The sequence below is a fragment of the Methanosarcina sp. UBA411 genome (assembly GCF_002495725.1).
Taxonomy (GTDB): domain Archaea; phylum Halobacteriota; class Methanosarcinia; order Methanosarcinales; family Methanosarcinaceae; genus Methanosarcina.
In genome coordinates this window covers 201,681-224,124 of record NZ_DAGK01000012.1, presented here as the reverse complement: position 1 = coordinate 224,124, position 22,444 = coordinate 201,681, and the positions used below count along the sequence as shown (strand labels likewise).

The 22,444-nt window shown below is 37.5% G+C and carries 19 protein-coding genes; 12 read left to right on the top strand and 7 right to left on the bottom strand.

Features of this window, described 5'->3' with window-relative positions:
• Nucleotides 1–277 precede the first annotated feature (277 nt).
• The 6 genes from BP861_RS04765 (at nucleotide 278) to BP861_RS04740 (ending at nucleotide 12,771) form a co-directional block, all read left to right on the top strand.
• On the top strand, nucleotides 278–2,641 hold the full coding sequence (locus BP861_RS04765) for a right-handed parallel beta-helix repeat-containing protein (RefSeq protein WP_349680999.1): 2,364 nt from the start codon (nucleotides 278–280) through the stop codon (nucleotides 2,639–2,641).
• 276 nt (nucleotides 2,642–2,917) lie between these two features.
• Nucleotides 2,918–3,208 (top strand): F420H2 dehydrogenase subunit FpoO, encoded by a 291-nt coding sequence (gene fpoO, locus BP861_RS04760; RefSeq protein ID WP_349680998.1) that lies wholly within the window; start codon nucleotides 2,918–2,920, stop codon nucleotides 3,206–3,208.
• Nucleotides 3,209–4,780: 1,572 nt separating this feature from the next.
• Complete coding sequence (locus tag BP861_RS04755; RefSeq protein WP_292373064.1) at nucleotides 4,781–6,169, top strand: right-handed parallel beta-helix repeat-containing protein; 1,389 nt, start codon at nucleotides 4,781–4,783, stop codon at nucleotides 6,167–6,169.
• Nucleotides 6,170–6,792: 623 nt separating this feature from the next.
• Nucleotides 6,793–9,945, top strand: a complete 3,153-nt coding sequence (locus BP861_RS04750; protein WP_292373063.1) for a PKD domain-containing protein — start codon at nucleotides 6,793–6,795, stop codon at nucleotides 9,943–9,945.
• Between the two features lie 432 nt (nucleotides 9,946–10,377).
• Nucleotides 10,378–11,835: a WD40 repeat domain-containing protein gene (locus BP861_RS04745; protein WP_292373061.1), complete on the top strand. Its 1,458-nt coding sequence runs from the start codon at nucleotides 10,378–10,380 to the stop codon at nucleotides 11,833–11,835.
• A gap of 369 nt (nucleotides 11,836–12,204) precedes the next feature.
• A complete protein-coding gene (locus BP861_RS04740; RefSeq protein ID WP_292373059.1) occupies nucleotides 12,205–12,771 on the top strand; it encodes a UPF0228 family protein in 567 nt (188 codons plus the stop codon).
• Nucleotides 12,772–13,096: 325 nt separating this feature from the next.
• Here the strand turns inward: BP861_RS04740 and BP861_RS04735 are convergent, their stop codons facing one another.
• Nucleotides 13,097–13,744 (bottom strand): TatD family nuclease-associated radical SAM protein, encoded by a 648-nt coding sequence (locus BP861_RS04735; RefSeq protein WP_292373057.1) that lies wholly within the window; start codon nucleotides 13,742–13,744, stop codon nucleotides 13,097–13,099.
• 309 nt (nucleotides 13,745–14,053) lie between these two features.
• Here BP861_RS04735 and rpl7ae point away from each other — a divergent pair, with 309 nt between their 5' ends.
• From rpl7ae to BP861_RS04705, 6 genes are all read left to right on the top strand, one after another.
• Nucleotides 14,054–14,416, top strand: a complete 363-nt coding sequence (gene rpl7ae, locus BP861_RS04730; protein ID WP_292373055.1) for a 50S ribosomal protein L7Ae — start codon at nucleotides 14,054–14,056, stop codon at nucleotides 14,414–14,416.
• A 24-nt stretch (nucleotides 14,417–14,440) separates the two neighbouring features.
• Nucleotides 14,441–14,662, top strand: a complete 222-nt coding sequence (locus tag BP861_RS04725) for a 30S ribosomal protein S28e (RefSeq protein ID WP_292373053.1) — start codon at nucleotides 14,441–14,443, stop codon at nucleotides 14,660–14,662.
• A 16-nt stretch (nucleotides 14,663–14,678) separates the two neighbouring features.
• Nucleotides 14,679–14,867, top strand: a complete 189-nt coding sequence (locus BP861_RS04720; RefSeq protein WP_292373051.1) for a 50S ribosomal protein L24e — start codon at nucleotides 14,679–14,681, stop codon at nucleotides 14,865–14,867.
• A gap of 46 nt (nucleotides 14,868–14,913) precedes the next feature.
• On the top strand, nucleotides 14,914–15,363 hold the full coding sequence (gene ndk, locus BP861_RS04715) for a nucleoside-diphosphate kinase (protein WP_292373050.1): 450 nt from the start codon (nucleotides 14,914–14,916) through the stop codon (nucleotides 15,361–15,363).
• Between the two features lie 155 nt (nucleotides 15,364–15,518).
• Nucleotides 15,519–17,294 carry a translation initiation factor IF-2 gene (infB, locus tag BP861_RS04710; protein WP_292373048.1) on the top strand — a complete coding sequence of 592 codons (1,776 nt, stop codon included), beginning with the start codon at nucleotides 15,519–15,521 and terminating at the stop codon, nucleotides 17,292–17,294.
• 147 nt (nucleotides 17,295–17,441) lie between these two features.
• Entirely contained in the window at nucleotides 17,442–17,852 is a 411-nt protein-coding gene (locus BP861_RS04705) for a 30S ribosomal protein S6e (RefSeq protein WP_292373046.1), read from the top strand.
• 390 nt (nucleotides 17,853–18,242) lie between these two features.
• Here BP861_RS04705 and BP861_RS04700 read toward each other — a convergent pair whose 3' ends face one another.
• From BP861_RS04700 to BP861_RS04675, 6 genes are all read right to left on the bottom strand, one after another.
• Nucleotides 18,243–19,334, bottom strand: a complete 1,092-nt coding sequence (locus BP861_RS04700; protein WP_292373044.1) for an outer membrane lipoprotein-sorting protein — start codon at nucleotides 19,332–19,334, stop codon at nucleotides 18,243–18,245.
• Between the two features lie 106 nt (nucleotides 19,335–19,440).
• Complete coding sequence (locus BP861_RS04695; RefSeq protein WP_292373043.1) at nucleotides 19,441–20,049, bottom strand: cytochrome c biogenesis protein CcdA; 609 nt, start codon at nucleotides 20,047–20,049, stop codon at nucleotides 19,441–19,443.
• Nucleotides 20,049–20,264 carry a hypothetical protein gene (locus BP861_RS04690; RefSeq protein ID WP_292373041.1) on the bottom strand — a complete coding sequence of 72 codons (216 nt, stop codon included), beginning with the start codon at nucleotides 20,262–20,264 and terminating at the stop codon, nucleotides 20,049–20,051. The genes BP861_RS04695 and BP861_RS04690 overlap by 1 nt, the downstream gene beginning before the upstream one ends.
• Before the next feature lie 322 nt (nucleotides 20,265–20,586).
• Nucleotides 20,587–21,237: a hypothetical protein gene (locus tag BP861_RS04685; protein ID WP_292373039.1), complete on the bottom strand. Its 651-nt coding sequence runs from the start codon at nucleotides 21,235–21,237 to the stop codon at nucleotides 20,587–20,589.
• Nucleotides 21,238–21,408: 171 nt separating this feature from the next.
• Nucleotides 21,409–21,690 (bottom strand): DUF4367 domain-containing protein, encoded by a 282-nt coding sequence (locus tag BP861_RS04680; RefSeq protein ID WP_292373037.1) that lies wholly within the window; start codon nucleotides 21,688–21,690, stop codon nucleotides 21,409–21,411.
• Nucleotides 21,691–21,766: 76 nt separating this feature from the next.
• Nucleotides 21,767–21,943 carry a hypothetical protein gene (locus tag BP861_RS04675; protein WP_292373035.1) on the bottom strand — a complete coding sequence of 59 codons (177 nt, stop codon included), beginning with the start codon at nucleotides 21,941–21,943 and terminating at the stop codon, nucleotides 21,767–21,769.
• Between the last annotated feature and the right edge of the window lie 501 nt (nucleotides 21,944–22,444).

Genomic DNA, 22,444 nt, shown 5'->3' with positions numbered 1-22,444 from the left:
GAAGGCGAAGCACATTTTGTATCTTAAGGTATTTAAATCAGTGTTTTGCCTTTGAAAATAACGTAAAGAAGGTGGAACCAAATGAAAATAAATTAAAAGGAACTGGACTGGAGCTATGGCAGCATGGGTGAGACCTTAATCACCCATTATATTTTCATCGATATAGGATAGGCAAATGTTTTACAAAAAACGAATAAAAAAAGGCTCTTCGCTGTTTCGTAGGTTGAAAATAACTGTCTAATTTGGAAGTAATAAACCACCAAAGAAGGTGACATAACTGAAAATTAAAATTTATCTTGTTATCGCGTTTTCTTTTCTGGTAATATCTGCAAATATCGTTGCTGCAGATACAATTACTGTTGATATTTATGGGAACGGAGATTATACCTCCATACAGCAAGCTTTAAACAACTCTGTTGATGGAGATACAATACTCGTTAATAAAGGAATTTATATAGAAAACGTGGTCGTAGATAAAAAATTAGCAATAGTCTCAAGGTCGGGAAATCCGGAAGACACAATCGTTCAAGCTCTTAATCCTGGCGATCATGTCTTCCATGTAACTGCTAACAACGTGACTATTAAAGGGTTTGGTTTGATAAATTCCAGCTCAGGAAGTGGAATTTATCTGGACGGCGTGCAGTATAACACTATTGCAAATAGCCATTTACAGGCTAATGAGATAGGAATCCATCTCTTGAATGCTAACAACAATATACTGATCAATAACACAGCATCAGACAATATCTGGGCGGGAATCCGATTGTCTCCAGATGACAGTGAGCTTGCAAGCAACAATACGCTTATTAATAACACGATGGTCAACAACACATATAATTTTGCGATTGATGTTGCTGAATATAGAAATGCAAGTATGCAGAACAATATCGATACTACTAATACTGTAAATGGAAAACCTATTTACTATCTTGTAAATGTCTCGGATATCAGTTTAAATTCGACTTCAAATGCCGGGACTATTTATTGTATTGACTGTCAGAATATATCAATAAAAGATCAGACTCTCAAAAATAACTTCCTGAGTATCTATTTGCGCAACACAAGCAATTCTAAATTTGACAGCAACATCGTATCAAATAATTATTTTGGAGTCATTCTGGAGAACTCAAGCAATAACGGTGGATCGAATAACATTGTTACGGATAATATCGCTGGCATTATAGTATCTTCGTCCACTAACAATAATTTAAGTAATAATGTGGCAAATTCTAATGGTAATGGACTTGATGTTCAAGAATCAACCAATACCGAACTGAATAACAATACTGCAAGTTTTAATGAAAATGTCGGCATAGCTTTCAGTTCTTCTACACAAAACAAGATAAATGGGAATATTGCAAATTATAATGGTGATGGAATTAAGTTATTCAATTGCAGTAACAGCTTGCTAAATAATAATATTGCAAATTCAAACAGGGATGTGGGTATTGACCTAGGGAGCTCAAGAGATAATACTCTAACTGATAATATTGCAAATTTGAATAAGAGATATGATTTTGAACTTGCTGGCTCAAATAATAGCACTTTGAGAGATAACATTGGGAATTCAGATGCGGATCATTTACCGGAGAATTCTTCCGATCGTACCTCTAATAATGAGATTAAAGGCAATGAAATTAAAGGTCAGGATACAGAAAATAAATCTTTTATTAGTTCTCTGATTTCTACAGTTGTACCCTGGATATATTCCAATAATTCTCCTGATAGTGTTAGCAATAATTCAATAAGCAATTTTCTTGAAAATATTAGCGAGGATTCAATCGATGTCTACGTACATCCAGGAGACTCGATCCAGCAGGCAATAGACAATTCAAGTTCCGGCGATATCATTGCTATTTATCCGGGATTATATAAGGAAAATTTGGTTGTGGACAAATCTCTGGTTATACTCTCGAAGCCTGGAGAATCGACTGAGACTATAATTCAGGCTGCAGATCCAGAAAAGGATGTTTTTTATGTAGCTGCTGATAATGTAGCAATTGGCGGATTCAATGTGATAGGAACAAGCAAGGCGGGTATATATTATACTGGATCGGATGGCATTATCGCTGGCAATGAACTGGGTTCTAATGAATATGGAATTTATCTGGAAAAAGCTGAAAACATTACAATTGAAAACAACAATGCATCTCAAAATGGGTGTGGAATTTACTTGAAAAACTCCAGAAAAAATAAACTGGTAAATAATGAAGTAAATTATAATTGGTTCAAGTGGGGAAAGTATAGAAACGGGGTTCTTCTCAAAAATTCAAGTAATAATAAGCTAACAGATAACAATATATCAAGAAATTGGGATGGTATATGCCTCGAAAATTCTTCAAACAATGAACTGAGCAAAAATGCAGTTATAGATGACTATTTCTGTATTAGTCTTAGAGATTCAAATAACAATAAACTTATTGATAATACCGTCAGATCAATTGGATATTCATTTGATATTACGCTGGGGAAATCTCATAATAATACTTTGCAAGGTAACAGTGCAGGCTTTATGGCTGAAATTAGAGTATCATCTGGCCCAGAGAGCACAAATAACACACTTGAAGGCAAGCAACATATTAGAAGACAAAATAGCCAGTTTTTTTGTCAAAGATTACTATTTAACTTAGCGAATCGGTAATTTAATTTTAGATCACTTATAGACTTTGAAACCTTTTATGTTAATCTAATTTCCCAAAATATATTCCAGAATTAATTGCCATAGCACTAACATTCGCAGATATGTTTTAATCAACAGAATTTCTCGCAAAACCTACTTATCTACTATATTATTTTTAATATATTATCTATTTTGATTATTTTAACTGTAACTTCTAAATCAAAAATCGGATTGTATACTTATTAGAGTTTTTCCCTCTTCCATTAATTATTCTACCCCAACGGTGTCTGGAAAGGTATTTGTGGGACCTGCCTGGATTCCACCCTGAAAAATTATTTAAGCATCAATAAAAACAAAATCTCCTGCAGGAGAAACAAATTCGCTTTGTGCGGAAGAAAAGGCAGGGTTTATCTTGTGGAACTGCAGGTTCCCGCTTTTTCAAAAGGAATCGTGAAAAAAGAAGCAAACGTCTGCACAGTTTGCCTGGATGAAATCAATGAGGCGTATATCAGGTTCAAAAGAGAACATATCGAGCAATCCCACGAAGAGGGCCATATCCACGGGCATAAGAGCGTTTACAAGCATTGAGTTTAAGTAAAGCTGCATTTTGCGACTTTATTTCGATTTTTTTTCTATATTATTAGCTTCAATAAATATTTCTTGATAAGGGTAACTTTTTATCCAAGTATGTTTGATCTCTATAAAATTCAACATTTTGAAGCATTTAATGGGTTTAGATCCAAAATAGAATCAATTTTACCATTAGTAACTCTGATTTTGCTTAACTAATTAATTATAGGTTAAATAATTCAGGCCTCATAAAGAAAACAAAAGCTCACAAACTATAAAACAGGCTTAATATAATTATTTACATTTTTAACTAACAATCACCCAGATATTGATATATATTAATAATTAGAAAATTTTATTCTAATACTTTTATATATTTTAAAATTATATGACTATTTGTACTCACTGGCATAGCCACCTTTGGAAAAGTTATGGACAACTATCTTTAATTCGTTTTGTTCTAAACCGGTGACTGCGTAAGAGTACGCAAAGAAGAAAGAGTACGCAAAGAAAAATATGAAATCTACTAAACGAGTGGAGGAAAATAAAATGTATATTGGCAATATTGGCAACTTTGACATTCGCTGCAGCCGGGATTTCCAAGTAATTAAGAATGGTGTAGTAGTGTGGGATGGATAACGAATCATAAGAGTTGTCTTTAAAATTAATTGACAGTTCCATAGATCCGTTATATTTTGAGCTGGCGGCTGCATAAAATGAAAAACATACAAAAAATAGTATAAGCTTGGAGAAAGGAAAAACTGAGTATATCAATAATTTCTTATGCTGTCTGCCAGAGACTCAAAGCAATTTCAAATGATCTTTTCTAAACAGTTTGAAAAAAATATACCTATAAATATCTCTCAAGATTAACATCTGATCCTATAGATTCACTTTACCTCGAACCGATGTCTATCTATTTTTACTGTTATCTTTGAATAATTGATTTATTTTTCTAAATTTATGGTTCTATTATTGTTTAAGGGGATTGAAGTCACTTTCAAGTAGATGCCTCATAGTTTTGTTGCTTGAAAACTTACTCTGGATACAGAAAATGGTTCCAGATAACTCCACCGATGGCTAAAAAAATTTCGAATTCATGAAATGGGAAAAATCCGATAATGAAAGCTTTTGTGAAGTAACTTCTTATTAGGAGTAGTATAGGAAAATCTGCTTGTGTATGGGAAATTTTCGACTTTACCAGTTTTAATTTTAATTAAATTTCATTTTTTAAGAAATTGGTTTCTTATTTCTCAACATACTCCAGCACAGCTCTGCATTCCTCATAATCTTCCAGTCTTTCACTCCGGAATTTTTCAGGCCTCTAAGGTCTGCTTCTTCACATATAGACAGGTAGATTTCTGAACCCGGCAGCAGGTGAGAATCTCTATACGAAATCTTTTAGGTTTCTTGTAGAGACAAAGTGATATTTAAAAACGAGAAAACAATTGATATATAAATTATTAATTTCATCTGTATATTAACAAATTAATCGTATATTAACAAATCATTGTTCATTATACGCGATAATTGTCGGCTCGAAGTTATCCTATTCTAAGCCGGATGGGCTATGTAAAGTTTCTGGGGGGTTTGGTTCTGGGAATCGTGCTTATCGGAGATTGTAGCAGCAGACAGAGGTTCAGTACCGCGCTGATTGTCATTTTGATTGTTGTTTTATCTTTGCTTTCGGCAGGCATCGGAAGTGCAGAGGTTATTTATGTAGAACCCGGTAATTCGATCCAGGCTGCAGTAAATAATTCTACGGCCGGAGATCTCGTCATTGTGAAAGCCGGAGAATATCAGGAGAATATTGTTGTCAACGTTTCAGGAATAAAGATCAGTTCAGAATTTGAGAACCCTGAAAATGTGCTTGTAAGGGCCAGAGATATAAATTCCAGCGTATTCCGGGTTAAGGCTGGTAATGTAACTCTCAGCGGCTTCAATATAACCGGATTAGGGGAGGTTTCCAGTGTCTTTAACGCTTCAAGCTCTGCAAACTCTGTCGATGTCGGTAATAAGTCAAGTGATTCCGAGAATGCAGATCTAGAGCAGGCTTCCAGTTCAGGGTCGAGTATGTCCAGTTCCCAATGGGATGAGTTCGGTTGTCCTGCAGCAGGAGTTTGCCTGGAGCAGGTTAACAACTGCACAATCGAGAACAACATATTTTTTGATAACAGGTACGGGATTTACCTGCAGGCATCCAGGAACAGTACACTCTTAAAGAATACTTTTTTCCGCAACGGAATATGGCTTGATGAAGGGTGCGGTGAGAACCTAATGATAAATAATACTATAGAAGAGAGTAATCTAGTTCTTGGGGCTCATTGCTGGGACAATATAATGTTCCAGAACCGGCTTTCGAACGGTGAAGGAATAAGTATTGCTTGCTGCGGTGGAAACAATCTCGTGTCAAGGAATGAAATTATAAATTGCAGTACCGGCATTGACATTTATGATGTTCAGGCAAGAACTATCCTGCGTGACAACCGGATCTCTAACTGCGAAAATGGGATCTATCTAACTTTTGTCTTCGATTCCAGGGTTTATAATAACACAATTTCAAACGGCAGCACAGGCATATTTCTGAGAGAGAACTGTCAAAACAACGAGTTATCTAATAATACAATAATAGAGAGTAACGAATCTGGAATTTGTCTGCAGGATTACAGCGCAGATAACCGTATTTATAATAATTACTTCAATAATAACTTAAACGTGATAGCCGAGAATTCCGAAGGAAATATTTGGAATACTACACAGTCACCAGGGACAAGTATCATAGGAGGGCCAAACTTGGGAGGGAATTTCTGGGCAAATCTAAAAGGAACAGGCTTCTCTCAGGTCTCGAACGATTCAAACTCCGATGGGATCTGTGATTTGCCATTCAAGATTAATGGAAGTGACTTCGACTATCTTCCGCTTGCCAAACCTCCTTCATCAACCGAGCTGGATCTTACGGTCAACAGTCGAAATGCCTGAAGCAAACAATATTTATCACATTTCTTGAGATTGATATGGATCCCCTCAATTTTATTTATTTTGGAGCCCTGCTCTCAGGGCAGTCAACATGACAGGCAAGTAACCTCAGGTTTTGAAAGTAAGGGACACAGGAAAAAGTAATGTCAGTATTTCCGCTGAATTTAGCGATTCTTCAGGCTTTTTTTCCCGAAAGTATCTATATTTCTTCCATTTTCTGGCACTTTTCCAGTTGCGATGATTCTGCAACGGATTTTTATATATTATTCCTTTGGAAGAGTAAGCTGGGTAAAAACAGCTGCAGCGGATTTCTCTTTGCCCACAACTTATTGAAGCTCACCATTAATCGTGAAAGTCAACAGTAGTGTCATGAGAGAACTTCCAATGTTTAGTTCTTTTAATTAATATAAAAACTAAGAATTAAAAACCGTTGAAACCCAAAACTAATGGATTTTAACCTTTTAAATGTAAAATAAATTCTCAACATGCTGTACATTCTTTGGAGAAATGATTAAGATTATATATAGGTCCTAAAATAAGGACTATTGACTCTTAAATAGCTAAATTTTTAGGTCTTTGTAAGAGCTCTATAATTTGATATTTCTGGTTTAAAGGGGGAAGTATGGGTGTGGGTAAATAAATTCACAATTCTTTTAGCGGTTGCTATTTTTCTTATAATTTTGGCTTATAGCCCTGCATCCGCCAGGGAGATTACAGTAGATAGTAATGGCTCAGGTGCAGATTTCAAATCGATTCAGGAAGCAGTGAAGAATTCGTATCATGGAGATGTAATTTTAGTTTGTCCAGGAAATTATAACGAAAGTGTGGATGTAATGAAAGAAAATATAAGCATTCTTTCTGAATCTGAGGATCCTGAGAACACTATTGTTCGGGCATTTAAAATGGGTGCAAACAATACTACTATAAGTGGGTTTAGTATACAAGAAGGTTTAATTTTACGGAAATACGTATTTCCTATGGGATATAGTTATCAAGACCCCATTGAAAACTGTACTGTTAAAAATAACATTTTAAAACTGGGCATTGATGCTAAAGTGTGTCATAATTTCACAGTTGTGAAAAATATAATTTTGAATTCAGGTATCCTTATATCTGCCCCTGAAGACGCCGTGATTTCTAATCTGAGAATTTCTGACAATCTAATTGTTGACGGAAGTATTGATGTTTCTCAACGACGGGGTAGTTGTTTTTTACTTAATTCAGGTAATTTTATTTTGCTTAATAATACTATTTTAAAAGGTATGATAACGTTGAATAACTGCTGCGGCTACAAAATTCTCGAGAATTATATTTCAAATGATCCGAATGCTGGCTCGGGAGGTATGGGAATTGCCCTTTATGAATCTAATTCTACTAAAATAGAAAATAATACAATTGTAAATTGTAGTTCAGGTATGCATATGATGTCAGGGTCTTGTACAATTAGTAATAATACCCTAACTGATAATGGTCAAGGAATTATGGTTGGGCCATCGCTAAAGGGAAACTCATTCTTAAATAATACAATCTTTAATAGCAATATAGGGATATTCTTGAGCGGTCCAGCTTATGTTCCCGCTTATATTGGAGATTCGACAGGAGGAGACTCACTTTTAAATGAAGGAAACTCACTATTAAATAATAATATTTCAAACAACAATATAGGTATATTTTTCGAAAGCGATTCGTCTGGCAATCTGGTAGCTAGTAACAGGGTGGAGCTAAACAATCAATATGGAGTCTATGTCGAAGATGTCAGCTATGAGGTTCCATATAATGGGACTAATTGGTTTTATAATAATATATTCAACAATACTGTCAATTTCTTTAACGGTGACGGCAACTACAAGAGCAACTATTATACTGCAAAGACAATAAGCAATAAAACCGGAATATTTTTTGCTACCTGGAATACCACAAAAGTCTCAGGTACTAATATTGTATGCGGCCCTTACCTTGGTGGTAATTACTGGGCAAAACCTAATGGAACTGGATTTTCCCAGAACTGTGTAGATTCGGATGAAGATGGAATTGGAGACTTACCCTATAAAATTAATGAGAATTATACGGACTATCTCCCGCTCGTATCTGTATCAATATCACAGGAATCAGTAGTTCCCATTGCAAACTTCAGCACAAATATTACACAGGATCTTGCCCCAGTTGCTGTCCAGTTTACAGATTTCTCGAAAAATGCAATTTTATGGGAGTGGGATTTTGACAGTGATGGAATATCTGACTCCACAAACCAAAGTCCAGCTTATACATACACGACCCCGGGAACTTATATTGTCAATTTAACCGTGAGTAACGGAAAAGACAAGTCATCAAAAAATATGGAAGTAGTTTTACAGGAAGCTGAAGTTCCTCCGTTAGCAGACTTCAAAACTAATGCTACAGCTGGCCAGGTTCCTCTTTCAGTTCAATTTACAGATCTTTCTAAAAATGCGACATCATGGTTATGGGACTTCAACGACGACGGAATTACTGATTCTATAGAAAAAAGTCCAGTTTATGTATATACCTATCCTGGAACCTATACTGTTAACCTGACAGTAGATAATATAAAGGGCACTGCCTCAAAATCGTCTATTGTAACAGTATCTCCTGCGCAACGCATAGACGGGGAGCTTATTCTCACCGAATATCTGATTACAACAAACAAATCAATCACGGGTGGCCCTGATATCTACAATGACTGGATAGTATGGCAGGATAACCGCAATGGAAACCGGGATATCTATATGTATGATCTCAACACTCGCAAGGAAATGAAAATAATCACCGGTGAAACTAGTCAGTACGATCTTGATATTGGCAGTGGCAATATAGTGTGGAATAATCTGCGTAATGGAAATCAAAATAAGATCTACGTATACAATGTCTCCGCTTCTAAGGAAACTCAGATAACCACTAACAAATCAGATAAGTGGCTTCCTACTATCTATAAGGATAAGGCTGCATGGATTGATTTCCGCAATGGAAAATCCGATGTATACATGTATAATCTTTCCACTTCCAGAGAGATTCAGATTACTACTAGTGAATCCGACTATAAGTATTTTCCTAGTATATACGATGATAGAGTAGTATGGGTAGATGGAGATATTTACATGTACAATCTGTCTACTTCCAAAGAGACACAGATAACTTCCACTGAATCATGGAAGCAGAAGCCTGTAATTCACGGGGACAGAATTGTATGGCAGGATGAACACAATGGGAATTTCGATATCCACATGTATGATCTTTCCACTAAAAAGGAAACTCAAATCACTAGCGGACGAGTAGGCTGGCCTGCCATTTATGGTAACAGAATAGTATATACCGATACTCGCAATTGGAAAACTGATATCTATATGTACGATCTCCCCACTGGAAAGGAGACTCAGATCACTACCAGCGGATCAGCGTCGGGTCGTTCAATCTACGGGGACAGGATTGTATGGGTGGATTCTCGCAATGGACTTGAAAACTCGGATATCTACATGTGCACTATTTCGAAGAAGGAATCCGGATCAAAAAGACCTGATGCAGACTTTTCTGCATCCCCTAATTCAGGAACAGCACCGTTAAAAGTATTGTTCACTGACAATAGTACAGGTGCACCTACTTCCTGGCTGTGGGACTTTGGGGATGGAATTAATTCAAAACATGCAATGAATGCGACGCACACCTTTACAAATCCTGGAACTTATAACGTTACTTTAAATGTAACTAATGCCGCTGGCAGTAGTTCGATAACCAGACAGGGCTATATTACAGTAAAAGGCAAGTAAAGTGTCTAAAATAGTGAGACAGTTGTGCTTTAAGAGTAACGAAAACCGTCAAGGCTGAAATATAGTAATAAATTATTAACCAAACCTAAAAAACGGACAAGATTTAATAAATCTTGTCAGATCTCAGGGTTATATTTTGGTTTGCAGTATTCAGTAACTGACCCTCTAACTGATTAATGAATAAAAAAGATTAGTGAGTCTTAAGAGAAAGATTAGTAAGTTCTTTTGAACAAAACCACGCAATATGAGGTTGTCGGTCATGAAAATCTTGATTGTCTACCTCTTTCAGTTTCTCTCAATCGGTGCTTTGGGACATGAAGATCCCATCGTTCAGGATTTTTCCCCTCCTTCTTAATACTCTTTCTAAATACTATACTCTTATTGCACTCTTACAAAAAATTCATGTGGAATTAACTCCTATTTATAGCTATTATGAGACAGTCAGCGGGAATATGGTTATTTATAGCACTGGGTCTGCTCTTCGGCCTGTTTGCAGATTTGGGAGCTGCAGATGAGACCGTTACTCTGGGTAGCGAGGAAGTAAATCTTTCGGAATTCAGGGCTTTTGACCTGCTCTGTAAATGTGAAACAGGATGCATAGTTAATACGGTTTCTCTTTCTTCCAGTGGGAATTGTCTTGCAGTCGGGGATTTTAATCATAATGTTTCTCTTTTTAGTTCCGATGGGGAGAAACTCTGGAATTATACCACTGGAGATATTGTTTACACCGTATCAATCTCTTCCGATGGAACTCGTGTAGCTGCAGGAAGCAACGATAAGAAAGTCTATTTTTTTAACAGGGAGGGAAAATTACTCTGGAGTTACGAAACAGGGGGAAGTGTGAACAGTGTTATGATCTCCTCCGATGGTTCATATGTGGCAGCGGGCAGTGAAGACGGCAAGATTTACTTCTTTAATCGAGAAGGCAAGCTTTTATGGAATTTTGATTCCGAAAATTCCATCCGCAGTATAGCCATTTCCAAGGACGGCTCTTATGTTACAGCCGGAGGGTCCAATCACTGCATTTACCTCTTTGACAGTGAAGGAAATAAAATGTGGGAACAGAGGACAGGCAGTGTAATCAATAGTGTGTGCATCACTCCACAGGCCAATTATGTGGCTGCCGGAGGTTCCAATTATAACGTTTATCTTCTTAATCAGAAAGGGGAGTTTTCCTGGATACACCATCCTGCTTACTGGATTAGCAGTGTTTCTCTGGCAAACAATGGCTCCTATCTGGCAGCAGGAAGCTTTGACGATAAAATTTACTTGTTTAACAGCACAGGCACAAAACTCTGGGACTACAAGGCAAAAGACGACATCTACAGTGTTGTCATTTCGCCGGATTCTTCATTCATTGCAGCCGGAAGCTGGGATGATACGCTTTATGTGCTCGATCTCGATGGGAATGAGTTCTGGAACTGCAGTTGCGGAGGAAATATTAATGACGTATACATTTCTCGTGATAGCTCGGTCATTGCCGCAGCGAGCGATGATGGAGCAGCGTATCTTTTTGAGCGGAACTCGACAGTTTTTGCACGGCTCTTTGGGGATCGTTTCCTTTTAGAAGAAGGACTCGGATTGCCGTTAAAAGAAGATATGGCAGCAGTTGTAGGCATTGAAAATGTGGTTGAGATTGCTTCGGCCTCCAAGGATTCAGATAGTATAAAAAGTGAAGGCAATCCTGCAACAGAAAACTCCGCCTCCACAGAAAGTTCACCAAGGTTTTCGGGACTGCTTAATTTCTTTAAATGTCCAATATTCCTTTTACTGGCGGTTTTTATAGTAGCGATTTACCTGAAGAATCAAACCTTCAAAAAACGGCCAAGAGAGGAAAACTTGGAAGACTTTGAGAACCTTGATGATGAAAAACACAGGTCTGGAAATTAACACAAAAATTCGGAAATCTGAAATTTCAGCTCTAGAGACGTAAACTTCCATTTCTGTAATATGTAGAGAAAATTACTATATATCCCACTTTCCGCAGTAATATTTCACATTTCATAATTTTTCCTGCTATCGATTTTTAATCCAACATGAATTTCTTGGACTTTTATGCAGGAGGTGAAAGCAACTATATGGTGTATTTAGAAACCAAAAAACGATATCATTCAATTTTCACCAAATCTTTTAAAGAGTCAAAATTATTTATATCTGTTTCAAAAACGTTATCAGAAAAAATATTGGTTTTCGAAAAAATACTGCGGAATGTGGGATATATTACGGAACTGATATCATAATATTTTTGCAGTGGTAGTTATGAATAAAGGAAATAAAAAAATCACATTCTTTATCGTTTTTCTGATTTCCATAGTCCTTATTGAATTATTTGTAAAGATGACAATTTTTACTCCAACAATAACCCCACATGAAGGCAATATAGGTGGCTTAGTCGTTCAATTTAGAGAGGGGGTTACCAAAACAGAAGCAAAAAATATCCTTGAGAACTACAACTTGACTATGTATTATGTAGATTATAATTATTATGCAATGCCAGACACGTATTACATAGTGGTAGATAAAGACAAAGTGGTGGATGTTAGGAATGAATTGGAAAAAATAGAAAGTTGGACTAATTATACAACATCTATCGAAAAAGGAAATTATTGTATAATTACGGTACCTGATCAAACTATTAATGATAAGAATTTTATTAAGATATTAAATAAACATAACCTTCAAGTAAAAACGTTCGTCTATTGCCATATTCGATTTGGAGAGCATCCTTTGAGTGGGATTTCTGAAGAACGCGCGGATAAGTATGTAAGCGAACTTGAAATGAATGAAAACATCTTTACTGTATACATTGAGTCTTTTCAATCTTAAATTCCAAAATAAAAAAGGGAAATCTTGACTGTTGATTTTCATATTTTTGTAGTATAATTAAAATAAGTAACAAAAAAATGAAAAAGAACTTTTGTATTTATTCAATATTTTGTACAGTCGTTTGGTAACCTTATTTTTATAATAAATTTTTATATAACTAAATCCATTATGTTTTCTTATGTTGAATCAAACAGAAATATAATTTACTCAGTATAGGTCTTTTCGTTTTTATACTCGCGTTCTGTAAGTATAATCTACTTGTTACCTCCTGCTAATTCTAGTCATATTGCTGAAAATTTATTAAATATTTTACTTTTAACAGCTTTCAGATTTCTTTGCTTGCAGCTTCGGATAAAACCCTTATATGAAAACCAGAATCAAGCTCCTCTGCAAGCCTTTTACATTTTTCCAGGTCAATTTCGGGCACATTAACTACTGTAACTCTTGTACTGATTCCTGCCTTCCTTGCTCCCTTAACAAAATCAAGTACTGCAGAATAAGCATTTTTATGAATAGGCCTGCAAAGTTTGTTATATTTTTCTTCGGATTCGGCATTCAAGCTTACGGAAACAGAGTCTAATCCTGCAGTTTTCAGTTCTGAGACCACATCTCTTCCCGGGTTTATCAGGGCTGCCTGTCCATTGGTATCTAGCCTGACTCGAATATTCCGGTTTTTCAGCCAGCGGGTTACTGCTAGCACCACATCAAATCTGAGGGTTGGTTCTCCAAGGCCTGTGAATACTATTTCTCTATATTTTGAAAGATCCAGTCCTTCAAGGGCTCCGATAACTTCCTCTGTTGTCGGTTCTCTTGAAAGCCTCAAGTCATATCCGTAAACCCCGTCTGCAAAATTACGGATGCAAAAAACGCAATCTGCACTGCAGCGGTTTGTAAGGTTAATATAAAGATTTTTGTGAGCTTCATAGTAGACCGTGTCCATGAAATCAAAATTTCTCACATTCCTTATAACCATGACGTATTTATTCCGTTTTTATCCGGGAGCTGAAAACAGCTTTATATATACGAACCTCTTATCAATTTACTTCTGCTTTTCGGTTATGACTTGCGTTTTCAAGCAGAAAGTTTATAGGTGATCATGTACTTCTAAGGTTCGATCTGCAGCATTTAGCTAGCAGTATCTATGTTTCAACTCATTTACTCTCCGCATTGAAGTCTCTCATGTTTCAATTAAATATCTGATTTCAATGTTGACAGATGTGTGTTAAAAAACCTATGATTGATGAAAAATTGCGACACTCGCAATTTCGAAGGAGAATCTTATATGGCACAATTAGCTAAATTCGACGTTCCAGAAGAACTTACAAACAAAGCACTTGAAGCTCTGGAGCTTGCCAGAGACACTGGAAAGATTAAAAAAGGCACCAATGAAGCCACAAAAGCAATAGAAAGAGGCAATGCAAAGCTCGTTCTGATCGCAGAAGACATCGAGCCTGCCGAGATTGTCGCTCACATCGCTCCTCTTTCCGAAGAAAAGAAAGCACCTTATATCTTCATCAAAAACCAGAAAGAACTCGGTGCAGCCAGTGGGCTTGGTGTGTCCTGCGCAACTGTCGCAATCGTAGATGCAGGAAAAGCAGCTGAAATCGTCCAGGACATTGCTCAGAAGCTTGAAGCTCTTAAATAATCCTGATAACAAGAGGTGCTAATTATGGCTGATGAAAGCATAACCGGCGGCTTTGCTGCTGAGGTTATTGACGTTATCGGGAATACAGGTATGCATGGTGAAGCCAGCCAGATCCAGTGTAGGGTTCTGGAAGGCAGGGATAAGGGCCGTGTTATCACAAGAAACTGTGTGGGCCCTGTCCGCGTAGGCGACATCCTGATGCTTCTTGAGACCTCAAGAGAAGCAAAGAAACTGACCACCAGATAAGAAAGCGGTGAGATTGATGGAACAGAGAAAATGCTATTTCTGCGGGAAGATGCTGGAGCCCGGAACTGGTAAGCTCTATGTCAAGAAAGACGGTTCTACCTATTACATGCACTCTTCCAAGTGTATGAGCAACTTCAAATTAGGCAGACTTCCAAGGCGTACCGAATGGACCGAGAAGGGCAGAATCCAGTTGAAGAAAGCATAAAAGTAGAATTGCCAGTTTTATTTGTTCGGATTATTAAGGTGTGCACATGGAACAGACATACGTTATGGTAAAGCCTGACGGAGTCCAGCGCGGGCTAGTCGGAGAGATAATTTCCAGAATCGAGAAGCGAGGTCTGAAGCTCGTTGCCCTCAGGATGAACGTTATCAGTGAAGCCACTGCAAAAGAGCATTACGGTGAACATGCAGCCAAGCCTTTCTTCCCAGGCCTTGTCGAATTCATCACTTCGGGACCTTCAGTCTCAATGGTAGTTGCAGGAAAAGATGCAATCCGGGTTATGAGGGCTATAAATGGGGCCACAAACCCTGTAGATGCAGCTCCCGGAACAATCCGTGGGGATTTTGCTCTTGATGTAGGCAGAAATGTAGTTCATGCCTCCGACTCTCCAGAAGCTGCAGCAAGGGAAATTGCAATTCACTTTAAGGACTCCGAAATTGGAAACTATTCCAGGGTCGATGAGGTCTGTCTGTACGAATAAAGCAGGTGCATCAAAGCCTTTTTGTGTTCCTGGAATTTCAGGACACGATTCCAGGCCTTTGTTTATCCGACCTGCAATTATGGGTCCGTCAGGGTAAACCCGGACCCTTCTGGACCTGCAGCAAATAAGACGCGGGAATGAGAGAGGTTTTGCATATGGCCGACAAGAAAAATTTGAGGACTCCTATAGTCTGCGTGATGGGGCACGTTGACCACGGGAAAACGACTCTGCTAGACAAGATCAGGGGTACTGCAATTGTCAGTGGAGAAGCTGGCGCAATCACTCAGCATATCGGGGCAACCGAAGTTCCAATAGACGTGATTATCAACAAACTTGGAGATCCAAGGCTTCGGGACAGATTCATAGTTCCAGGGCTGCTCTTTATTGATACTCCTGGACATCATGCCTTTACAACTTTAAGAAGCAGGGGAGGCGCCCTTGCCGATCTTGCAATTGTTGTAGTTGACATAAATGAAGGCTTTAAGCCTCAGACCTATGAAAGCCTGCAAATCTTAAAGCGGTTCAAAACTCCTTTTGTTGTTGTTGCTAATAAGATCGACAGGATTGGCGGCTGGGTCTCACAAAAAGACCTGCCTTTTGCAGCTACTTTCAAAAAACAGTCAGAAGACGTCCAGGGCAAGCTTGAGACAAAACTCTACGAAGTAATCGGTGAATTATACAACCAAGGTTTTGCAGCAGAACGGTACGACAGGGTTACAAACTTCCAGAAAACCCTGGGCGTAGTGCCTGTAAGTGCTATGACAGGTGAAGGAATTCCTGATGTCTTGATGGTACTCCTTGGCCTGGCCCAGAAATTCCTTGAAGCAAACCTACAGTACAGTGCCAAAGGTCCAGGAGTCGGAACTGTGCTTGAGGTCAAGGAAGAAAAAGGTCTTGGTGCAACTCTTGACGTTATTCTCTATGACGGCACTTTGAAAAAGGGCGATACCGTTGTTATCGGAAGCCTCGGAAAACCAATCCAAACAAAGGTTCGGGCTCTCTTAAAGCCAAGAGAACTTTCTGAGATGCGTTACGAGAGCAAGTTCAAACAGGTGAATAAGGTTACTGCCGCCGCTGGTGTAAAGATTTCGGCTCCTGGTCTAGAAGGTGCTCTTGCAGGCTCTCCAATAAGGGTTGCTACCGAAGAAACCCTTGACGAGGTTGTATCCCAGGTAAAATCCGAGGTCGATGAGGTCAGAATTGATACGGGCTCAGTAGGAATCATGATCAAAGCCGATACCCTTGGCTCTCTTGAAGCTCTTGTCTATGAGTTCCAGAAAGATGATGTCCCTATCAGGAAAGCAGAAGTTGGGGATATCTCACATCGGGATGTAATAGAGGCTTCTACGGTTGAAGACCCGTTATATTCTGTGATTATAGGTTTCAATGTCAAAGTTCATCCTGACGCCAGAGATTTCCTGCAGGAAAGCAGTGTGAAGGTATTCACCAGCGATGTGATTTACCGCCTGGTTGAAGATTACCAGGAGTATGTAAAAGAGCAGCAGGAACAGGCTGAAAAGAAGATTTTCGAAACAATAATCCGTCCTGGAAAGTTCAAAATCCTTCCCGGATGTGTATTTCGCCAGAGTAAACCAGCAGTTGTCGGCATAAGAGTACTTGGTGGAGTCGTGCGGACAAACGCGGATGTTATGCTTGAAAACGGAAACGTTGTAGGCAAGATCAAAGGTCTGCAGATTGAAGGAGAAAATATTCCGTCTGCAAGGGTAGGCAAAGAGGTTGCAATGGCAATTGAAGGCGCAACCGTAGGCAGGCAGATCAAAGAAGAGGACGTGCTCTATATCAATGTGCCTGAGAGGCATGCCAAAATTCTTGAGCACGAGATCTATGATTCCCTTTCAACTGATGAAAAGGAAACTCTTGAGATTTTCCTCTCCCTGAAACGAAAAGATAATCCTTTCTGGGCAAAATAATGCTTATATGATAACTATATTCAGAATTATGTTCAGAATTTATGGAAGGTTCAGGTAAGAATTCAGGAAAAATCCGGGTAGAGTTTCGGATGGAAAGGCAAGGCAAAGGAATATATTTAAAATAAATCTGATATTGGAGGATTTCACATGGCTAATTTCAAAGTTGTAGTTTCTGACCCAAAGGAAGGGCGTGCTTACCAGATCGATTTAAAAGATGCTGGAGCAAACGCATTAATCGGAAAGTCAATAGGCGATGTTGTTGACGGTTCAATTTTCGGACTGGCCGGCTACAAAGTCAAGATCACCGGCGGCTGTGATGGTAGTGGTTTTGTTATGAAACCCGACCTTCCGGGCTCCAGAAGGCAGAGAATTCTGATGGCAGTAGGTGTGGGATACACCCCCAAGCTTCCAGGACAGCGCAGGAGAAAGATGGTACGCGGCAAGGAAATTACCTCTGACGTCGTCCAGGTTAATGCAAAAGTCGTTGAGTATGGAAGCAAATCCATAAAAGCTCTTCTCGGCCTTGAAGCCGCAGAAGAAGCTCCTGCAGCAGAGTGATTTTTCAAGTTCCGCCTGCGGGCGGGGCTTTAAACAATTTTTTACTTATTTTGTTTTTGATCCTGCTTCTCTCTTCTGTTATTGTTTTATAGTATTTTATTATCACTATTTTACTAGAGATATTTTTATATTTAGTTTCCCTGCTCTGCCTTTATAAATTCTGTTTTTTCTATACAGAATTATTGATACTTTGATTTTTACATAATTTTCGCACACTACTTGATATAAAAAATAATCTTTATATGCCAAATTTAAAAAAGAGTAAGTGTTAAGATTGGATAAACAGAAAAAGAAAGGAAATTATTATCACTTTTTTGTTCATGTAACAATTCAAATCACAGTTTCACCTTTATCTTTTTCTAGTTTTTATTTTCCTGCAGATCACGAGTTTTATATTTTTTCTGAAATTGATTCCGCGATTTTCAGCATTTCGTCTTTCTCCAGGGAAGCGCAAAGGCTTAGATTAACATCTCCTAACTTCCACGTCAAAAGTTTCGTTTTCCTCATAGAAAGATATTTTCCTTCTATCCCATTAATCTGAATATCTTCACCTTTACCCATAATTGTAGCATCTGATGACTGGTTCATAGAGACGGTTTCCGCGAGAGCTATAAATGCTTTGTCTTTTGTGTAAGTCAGCTCGACGGTCTCAAAACGCTGGTTTTCCGGAGAGAATTGGCTGTTATTGTAGATCATTGTATTATTGAATTCATAACCTTCAGGAAGGTACTCTGGAGTAAGAATCTTAAAACTGGCTTTCTTTCTGGCTTCTTCAAGGCTTAATTCTTCAGGAGGCCTAATTTCCCCCAAGTCCACTATTTTTGCGCCTTTTGGGATCTCAAATTTAAATTCTGAGTCCGGAATTTCGGTGTTTACTTTCAAGTCTTGAATTTCCAATCTCATGGTTAGACTTCCATCGCCGTTATAAGTCTCATATCTGAGAGGCATCCATGTCTCTTGATCTACCCAAATTTTTGTCTTGTATATCAGTTCGTAATCTCCATCGTTTTCTTTTGGAGTTGTCTCCAGCAGATAAGTTTTTCTTCCATCTATGTTCTCAACGCCAGGCATTGTTACATTAGTATCATTAAGAAATTCACTTATAATATTGGTATAGTCATTTTTCGTAAGTTCTGAAGCTTTGGAAATTTTTATTTTTGTGACCGTATTGGTATCTGGTGTGTAACTCCACAAGATTTTCCCATCTGAAACGATTATTGTTTGATTTTCTTTACCGGGCTCTGTTACAATACTTTTAGTCATATTAGGCTTTTTGAACAGAGTTTTAGATTCTGTTTCCTTGATTTCTCCTCCGAGATAGGTGGTCACGTGCATTGTATATGAATAATCTCGAGTGCTGTTCTCTTTATCCATCATCTGGGCTGCAATTTGTTCTGCACTTAGGTTTTTTTCCGTGCAGCCTGAAGTAAAGAGAGCTACAACTATGAAAATCAGAACAAATATTGATCTAAATTTTTTCATTGTTATCATATTACTCATCCTTCAACAGATAATTTTTCTTTGAATATCGTAAAACTAATAATCTTGAGGACATTTGTAATTATTTAAGTGTTTTTCAAAATTAAGCTTAAAACATTATCCATAAACCAAGTAACATAAGCACGAATCCGCTGATTTTTTTCAAGTGTATTTTATATGAACGAATTTGTTTAGATAGAGTATAGCCTCCTATCAAGCCAATTCCAATAAAAGGTGTCAATACTCCAGCGCTGAAAGCAAGTAACAGGATCAGATTATTTGCTGTTCCACTAGTGATGGTTTTGTTGAGCAACACAAGGAGCATCGGAGCAGTGCAGGGAACTTTTACAAACGAAAATAATATCCCAAGGAAAAAAATTCCACCCAGAGTACCCGCATATCTCCGAGCAGAGTTCTGGAAATAGTTATCCAGAGTACCCGCATATCTCCGAGCAGAGTTCTGGAAATAGTTATCCAGAGCAACAGGTGATTTTAAGATTCCCAGAAGGTTTAACCCGATAAGAATTACAACGACGCCTGTAACAAAAGAAAAGCTTTCCAAATCGGGAATTGATTTTCGGAATGAGAGCAAACACAGACACAATACTAAGTAAGAACCTACCAGCCCTAATCCAAATACAGTTGCACGTATCATACCGCTTTTGGCGCTATTGCTCGTCCCTGCAGTAAAACTTAACAGAAATCCCAGTATGGCCATCAGGCAGGGTGAAAAACCTGTAAAAGACCTAGTGAATAAGCAAATGACAAATTCAGGTTTGTGCTTATATACTCGTTTTCCTGTTCTTTTCTCGTTGCCTCTTCTGTGGTATATTCAGTAATATTTTCCTCTTCCGCAAGATATTCATCGATTAAAGTTTTTAGCTTTTCTTCAGTAATTTCTTCTTTAGGAACCTTTGTTTCATTGTTTATCACAATAGCCGGGACTTCAAGAAAACCATACTTATTCCACTAATTAAAACCATCAGCAGTGCTGGTTTCAATCCGTGTTATTATGATGCTATTATTATATTGAGCTTCTATTTGATCGATAACAGGGTCAGTTATTTCACAATCATGGCAACCTTTTTGATGAAAATAATCAATCGTGATTGGATTTGCATACGCTATCGGTATAAAAATAAGAGATAAATAAATGATAGTCAGAGGAGCTATTATGCGAGAAATCCTTTTCATGAAAATCCCTATAAGTACATCTTTTATTTTCAAGAATCTATGTATGTCGATAATAGGAAACTCAATTATCTGAGTTCTGTTTGCGCTGCAACCATTTTATTCCTAAAACCAAAAATATCAGTAATATTCCAAGAATTATACTTCCTTTCAAAATCGGAAGAATAGGATAGTCAAGAACAAGGTAACGTACAAAAATGAAGGCACATGCGATTACGTAAAAAACCAGCAATCTTATAGGATCTTTTTGATTTGCTTTCCTTTCACCATATATGATCTTTGAGAGTGAGACTCCGATAAATAATAAAAGCAAAATCCAGTATATCTGATCCATTTTATAAACTAAAGAAGCATAAAGATAGGCAACATACAGAAGTATTGTAACGAGTAGAAGACCCATATGTTCTCGAATTGATGAAGAAATTTTAGTTTCTTTATCTTTATATATCTCTGTGGTTTTTTCTTCAAGAGACCTCGAGCCCAAAATATGGTTAATTATAAAGGAAATATTATTGTTCTCAATTTGTTCCTTTTTTCTATACCAGACCATAAACGAAAAATGTATAGCTGTAATGAAGAGGGAAAGAATAAATACCCCTGACATCTCTAGCGGAACATATCCTTCCCTATTTAGTAGCCCGATTATTAAAAAACTAACAACTAATACTGGGAATGAACGTAATAATTCTTCTTTTATAATATAATCTATATTCATATGTTGACCACCTCTGTACCTTTTGGAGGTTTAAATTTAAATTCAGTATCTTTTATGCCTGAATATATAGAATAATTCTCATATTCTAGTGTCATCAGAAGTTTTGTCACCATTATAACTTTGGATCTTTAGCGGCATCCAGATTTTGGGATCAATCCATAAAAACGATTATTAATTCATTGATTCAGCTATTTTTATGAATTCTTCTTTGGTCATTGCGCCAGTAATCATAATTTCTGTATCATTGGAATCAAACCTAAGCAGTTTTTTATCCTCGCTCATGAACTTGTTCGGTTTCTTGATTGAAATCTCTACTTCATCTAATATTTCTGCTCCTTGAACATTCGTTGTAGAGATCCTTGTTGCTTTGAAGTCATGAACTGTTCCATACTTCTCGTTAGTATGCTTTGCTATTTCTTCAACAGTTATCTCATTTATGCAATCTGTTGCCACGATCGAGAGGATGAGGGTCACGATTTACAGTTTTTTAAGCATGTTGATCACACTTCATAGTGATTGGATGTAGACCTCAGAGATTCGCCAAAATTGCTTTCCCTTCATTTAATATGTACCATGCTAGATAGATAATCCCCACCAGCGCAACAATGTTTCCTATACCCTTAAGGACTAGTCTATCTGTGATGTCCATCAAACCAACTCCGAACAGAACATCTGCAACTGCAATTAGAAATATCCCATTTATCATATCATCATCTCCTTAGATATATTTACAAACGGTGACTGATCAAAATTTTAATGTGTTGTGGACTGGAACAGTGTATCGATTTCATGTAGAAAGGCCAAAGCTTAAGGCAGGCTTCTGGTGTAAAATCGATAGCTTTCAGAAAAGAAAATTCCTAACCGATCCAATGAAATGCATTCTAACAGCAAATTCGTATTCATGCGATTCTTCCATTCGTAATTGATTGGTACTAGTAAGTTGACAGCTCCCTCATATTGTGTTGAGTGTGTTAACTAAACCTTGCAAATATTATCCCAGTTTTTCCGTAGAAGAACATATTGATAGTTTGTATAGTATTTTTACATACTTGTCATTCTAAAATAATAATTATTAATTGGATGTCAATTATGACTACTTCTACTGAAAGAGTATCGGAAAAGTCGTAAGTTTACACCTAAATTCTCATAGTACCGAGAAATCCAATCAAAAATATGGATCATTCGGTCTTTTAAAATTTTAGGACTT

Excerpts from the sequence above, each read along its gene's own strand:
- BP861_RS04745 (WP_292373061.1), top strand. The coding sequence starts at position 10,378 with ATGAGACAGTCAGCGGGAATATGGTTATTTATAGCACTGGGTCTGCTC.
- BP861_RS04740 (WP_292373059.1), top strand. The coding sequence starts at position 12,205 with ATGAATAAAGGAAATAAAAAAATCACATTCTTTATCGTTTTTCTGATT.
- BP861_RS04735 (WP_292373057.1), bottom strand. The coding sequence starts at position 13,744 with ATGGTTATAAGGAATGTGAGAAATTTTGATTTCATGGACACGGTCTAC.
- rpl7ae (WP_292373055.1), top strand. The coding sequence starts at position 14,054 with ATGGCACAATTAGCTAAATTCGACGTTCCAGAAGAACTTACAAACAAA.
- BP861_RS04725 (WP_292373053.1), top strand. The coding sequence starts at position 14,441 with ATGGCTGATGAAAGCATAACCGGCGGCTTTGCTGCTGAGGTTATTGAC.
- BP861_RS04720 (WP_292373051.1), top strand. The coding sequence starts at position 14,679 with ATGGAACAGAGAAAATGCTATTTCTGCGGGAAGATGCTGGAGCCCGGA.
- ndk (WP_292373050.1), top strand. The coding sequence starts at position 14,914 with ATGGAACAGACATACGTTATGGTAAAGCCTGACGGAGTCCAGCGCGGG.
- infB (WP_292373048.1), top strand. The coding sequence starts at position 15,519 with ATGGCCGACAAGAAAAATTTGAGGACTCCTATAGTCTGCGTGATGGGG.
- BP861_RS04705 (WP_292373046.1), top strand. The coding sequence starts at position 17,442 with ATGGCTAATTTCAAAGTTGTAGTTTCTGACCCAAAGGAAGGGCGTGCT.
- BP861_RS04700 (WP_292373044.1), bottom strand. The coding sequence starts at position 19,334 with ATGAAAAAATTTAGATCAATATTTGTTCTGATTTTCATAGTTGTAGCT.
- BP861_RS04695 (WP_292373043.1), bottom strand. The coding sequence starts at position 20,049 with ATGGCCATACTGGGATTTCTGTTAAGTTTTACTGCAGGGACGAGCAAT.
- BP861_RS04685 (WP_292373039.1), bottom strand. The coding sequence starts at position 21,237 with ATGAATATAGATTATATTATAAAAGAAGAATTATTACGTTCATTCCCA.
- BP861_RS04675 (WP_292373035.1), bottom strand. The coding sequence starts at position 21,943 with ATGATAAATGGGATATTTCTAATTGCAGTTGCAGATGTTCTGTTCGGA.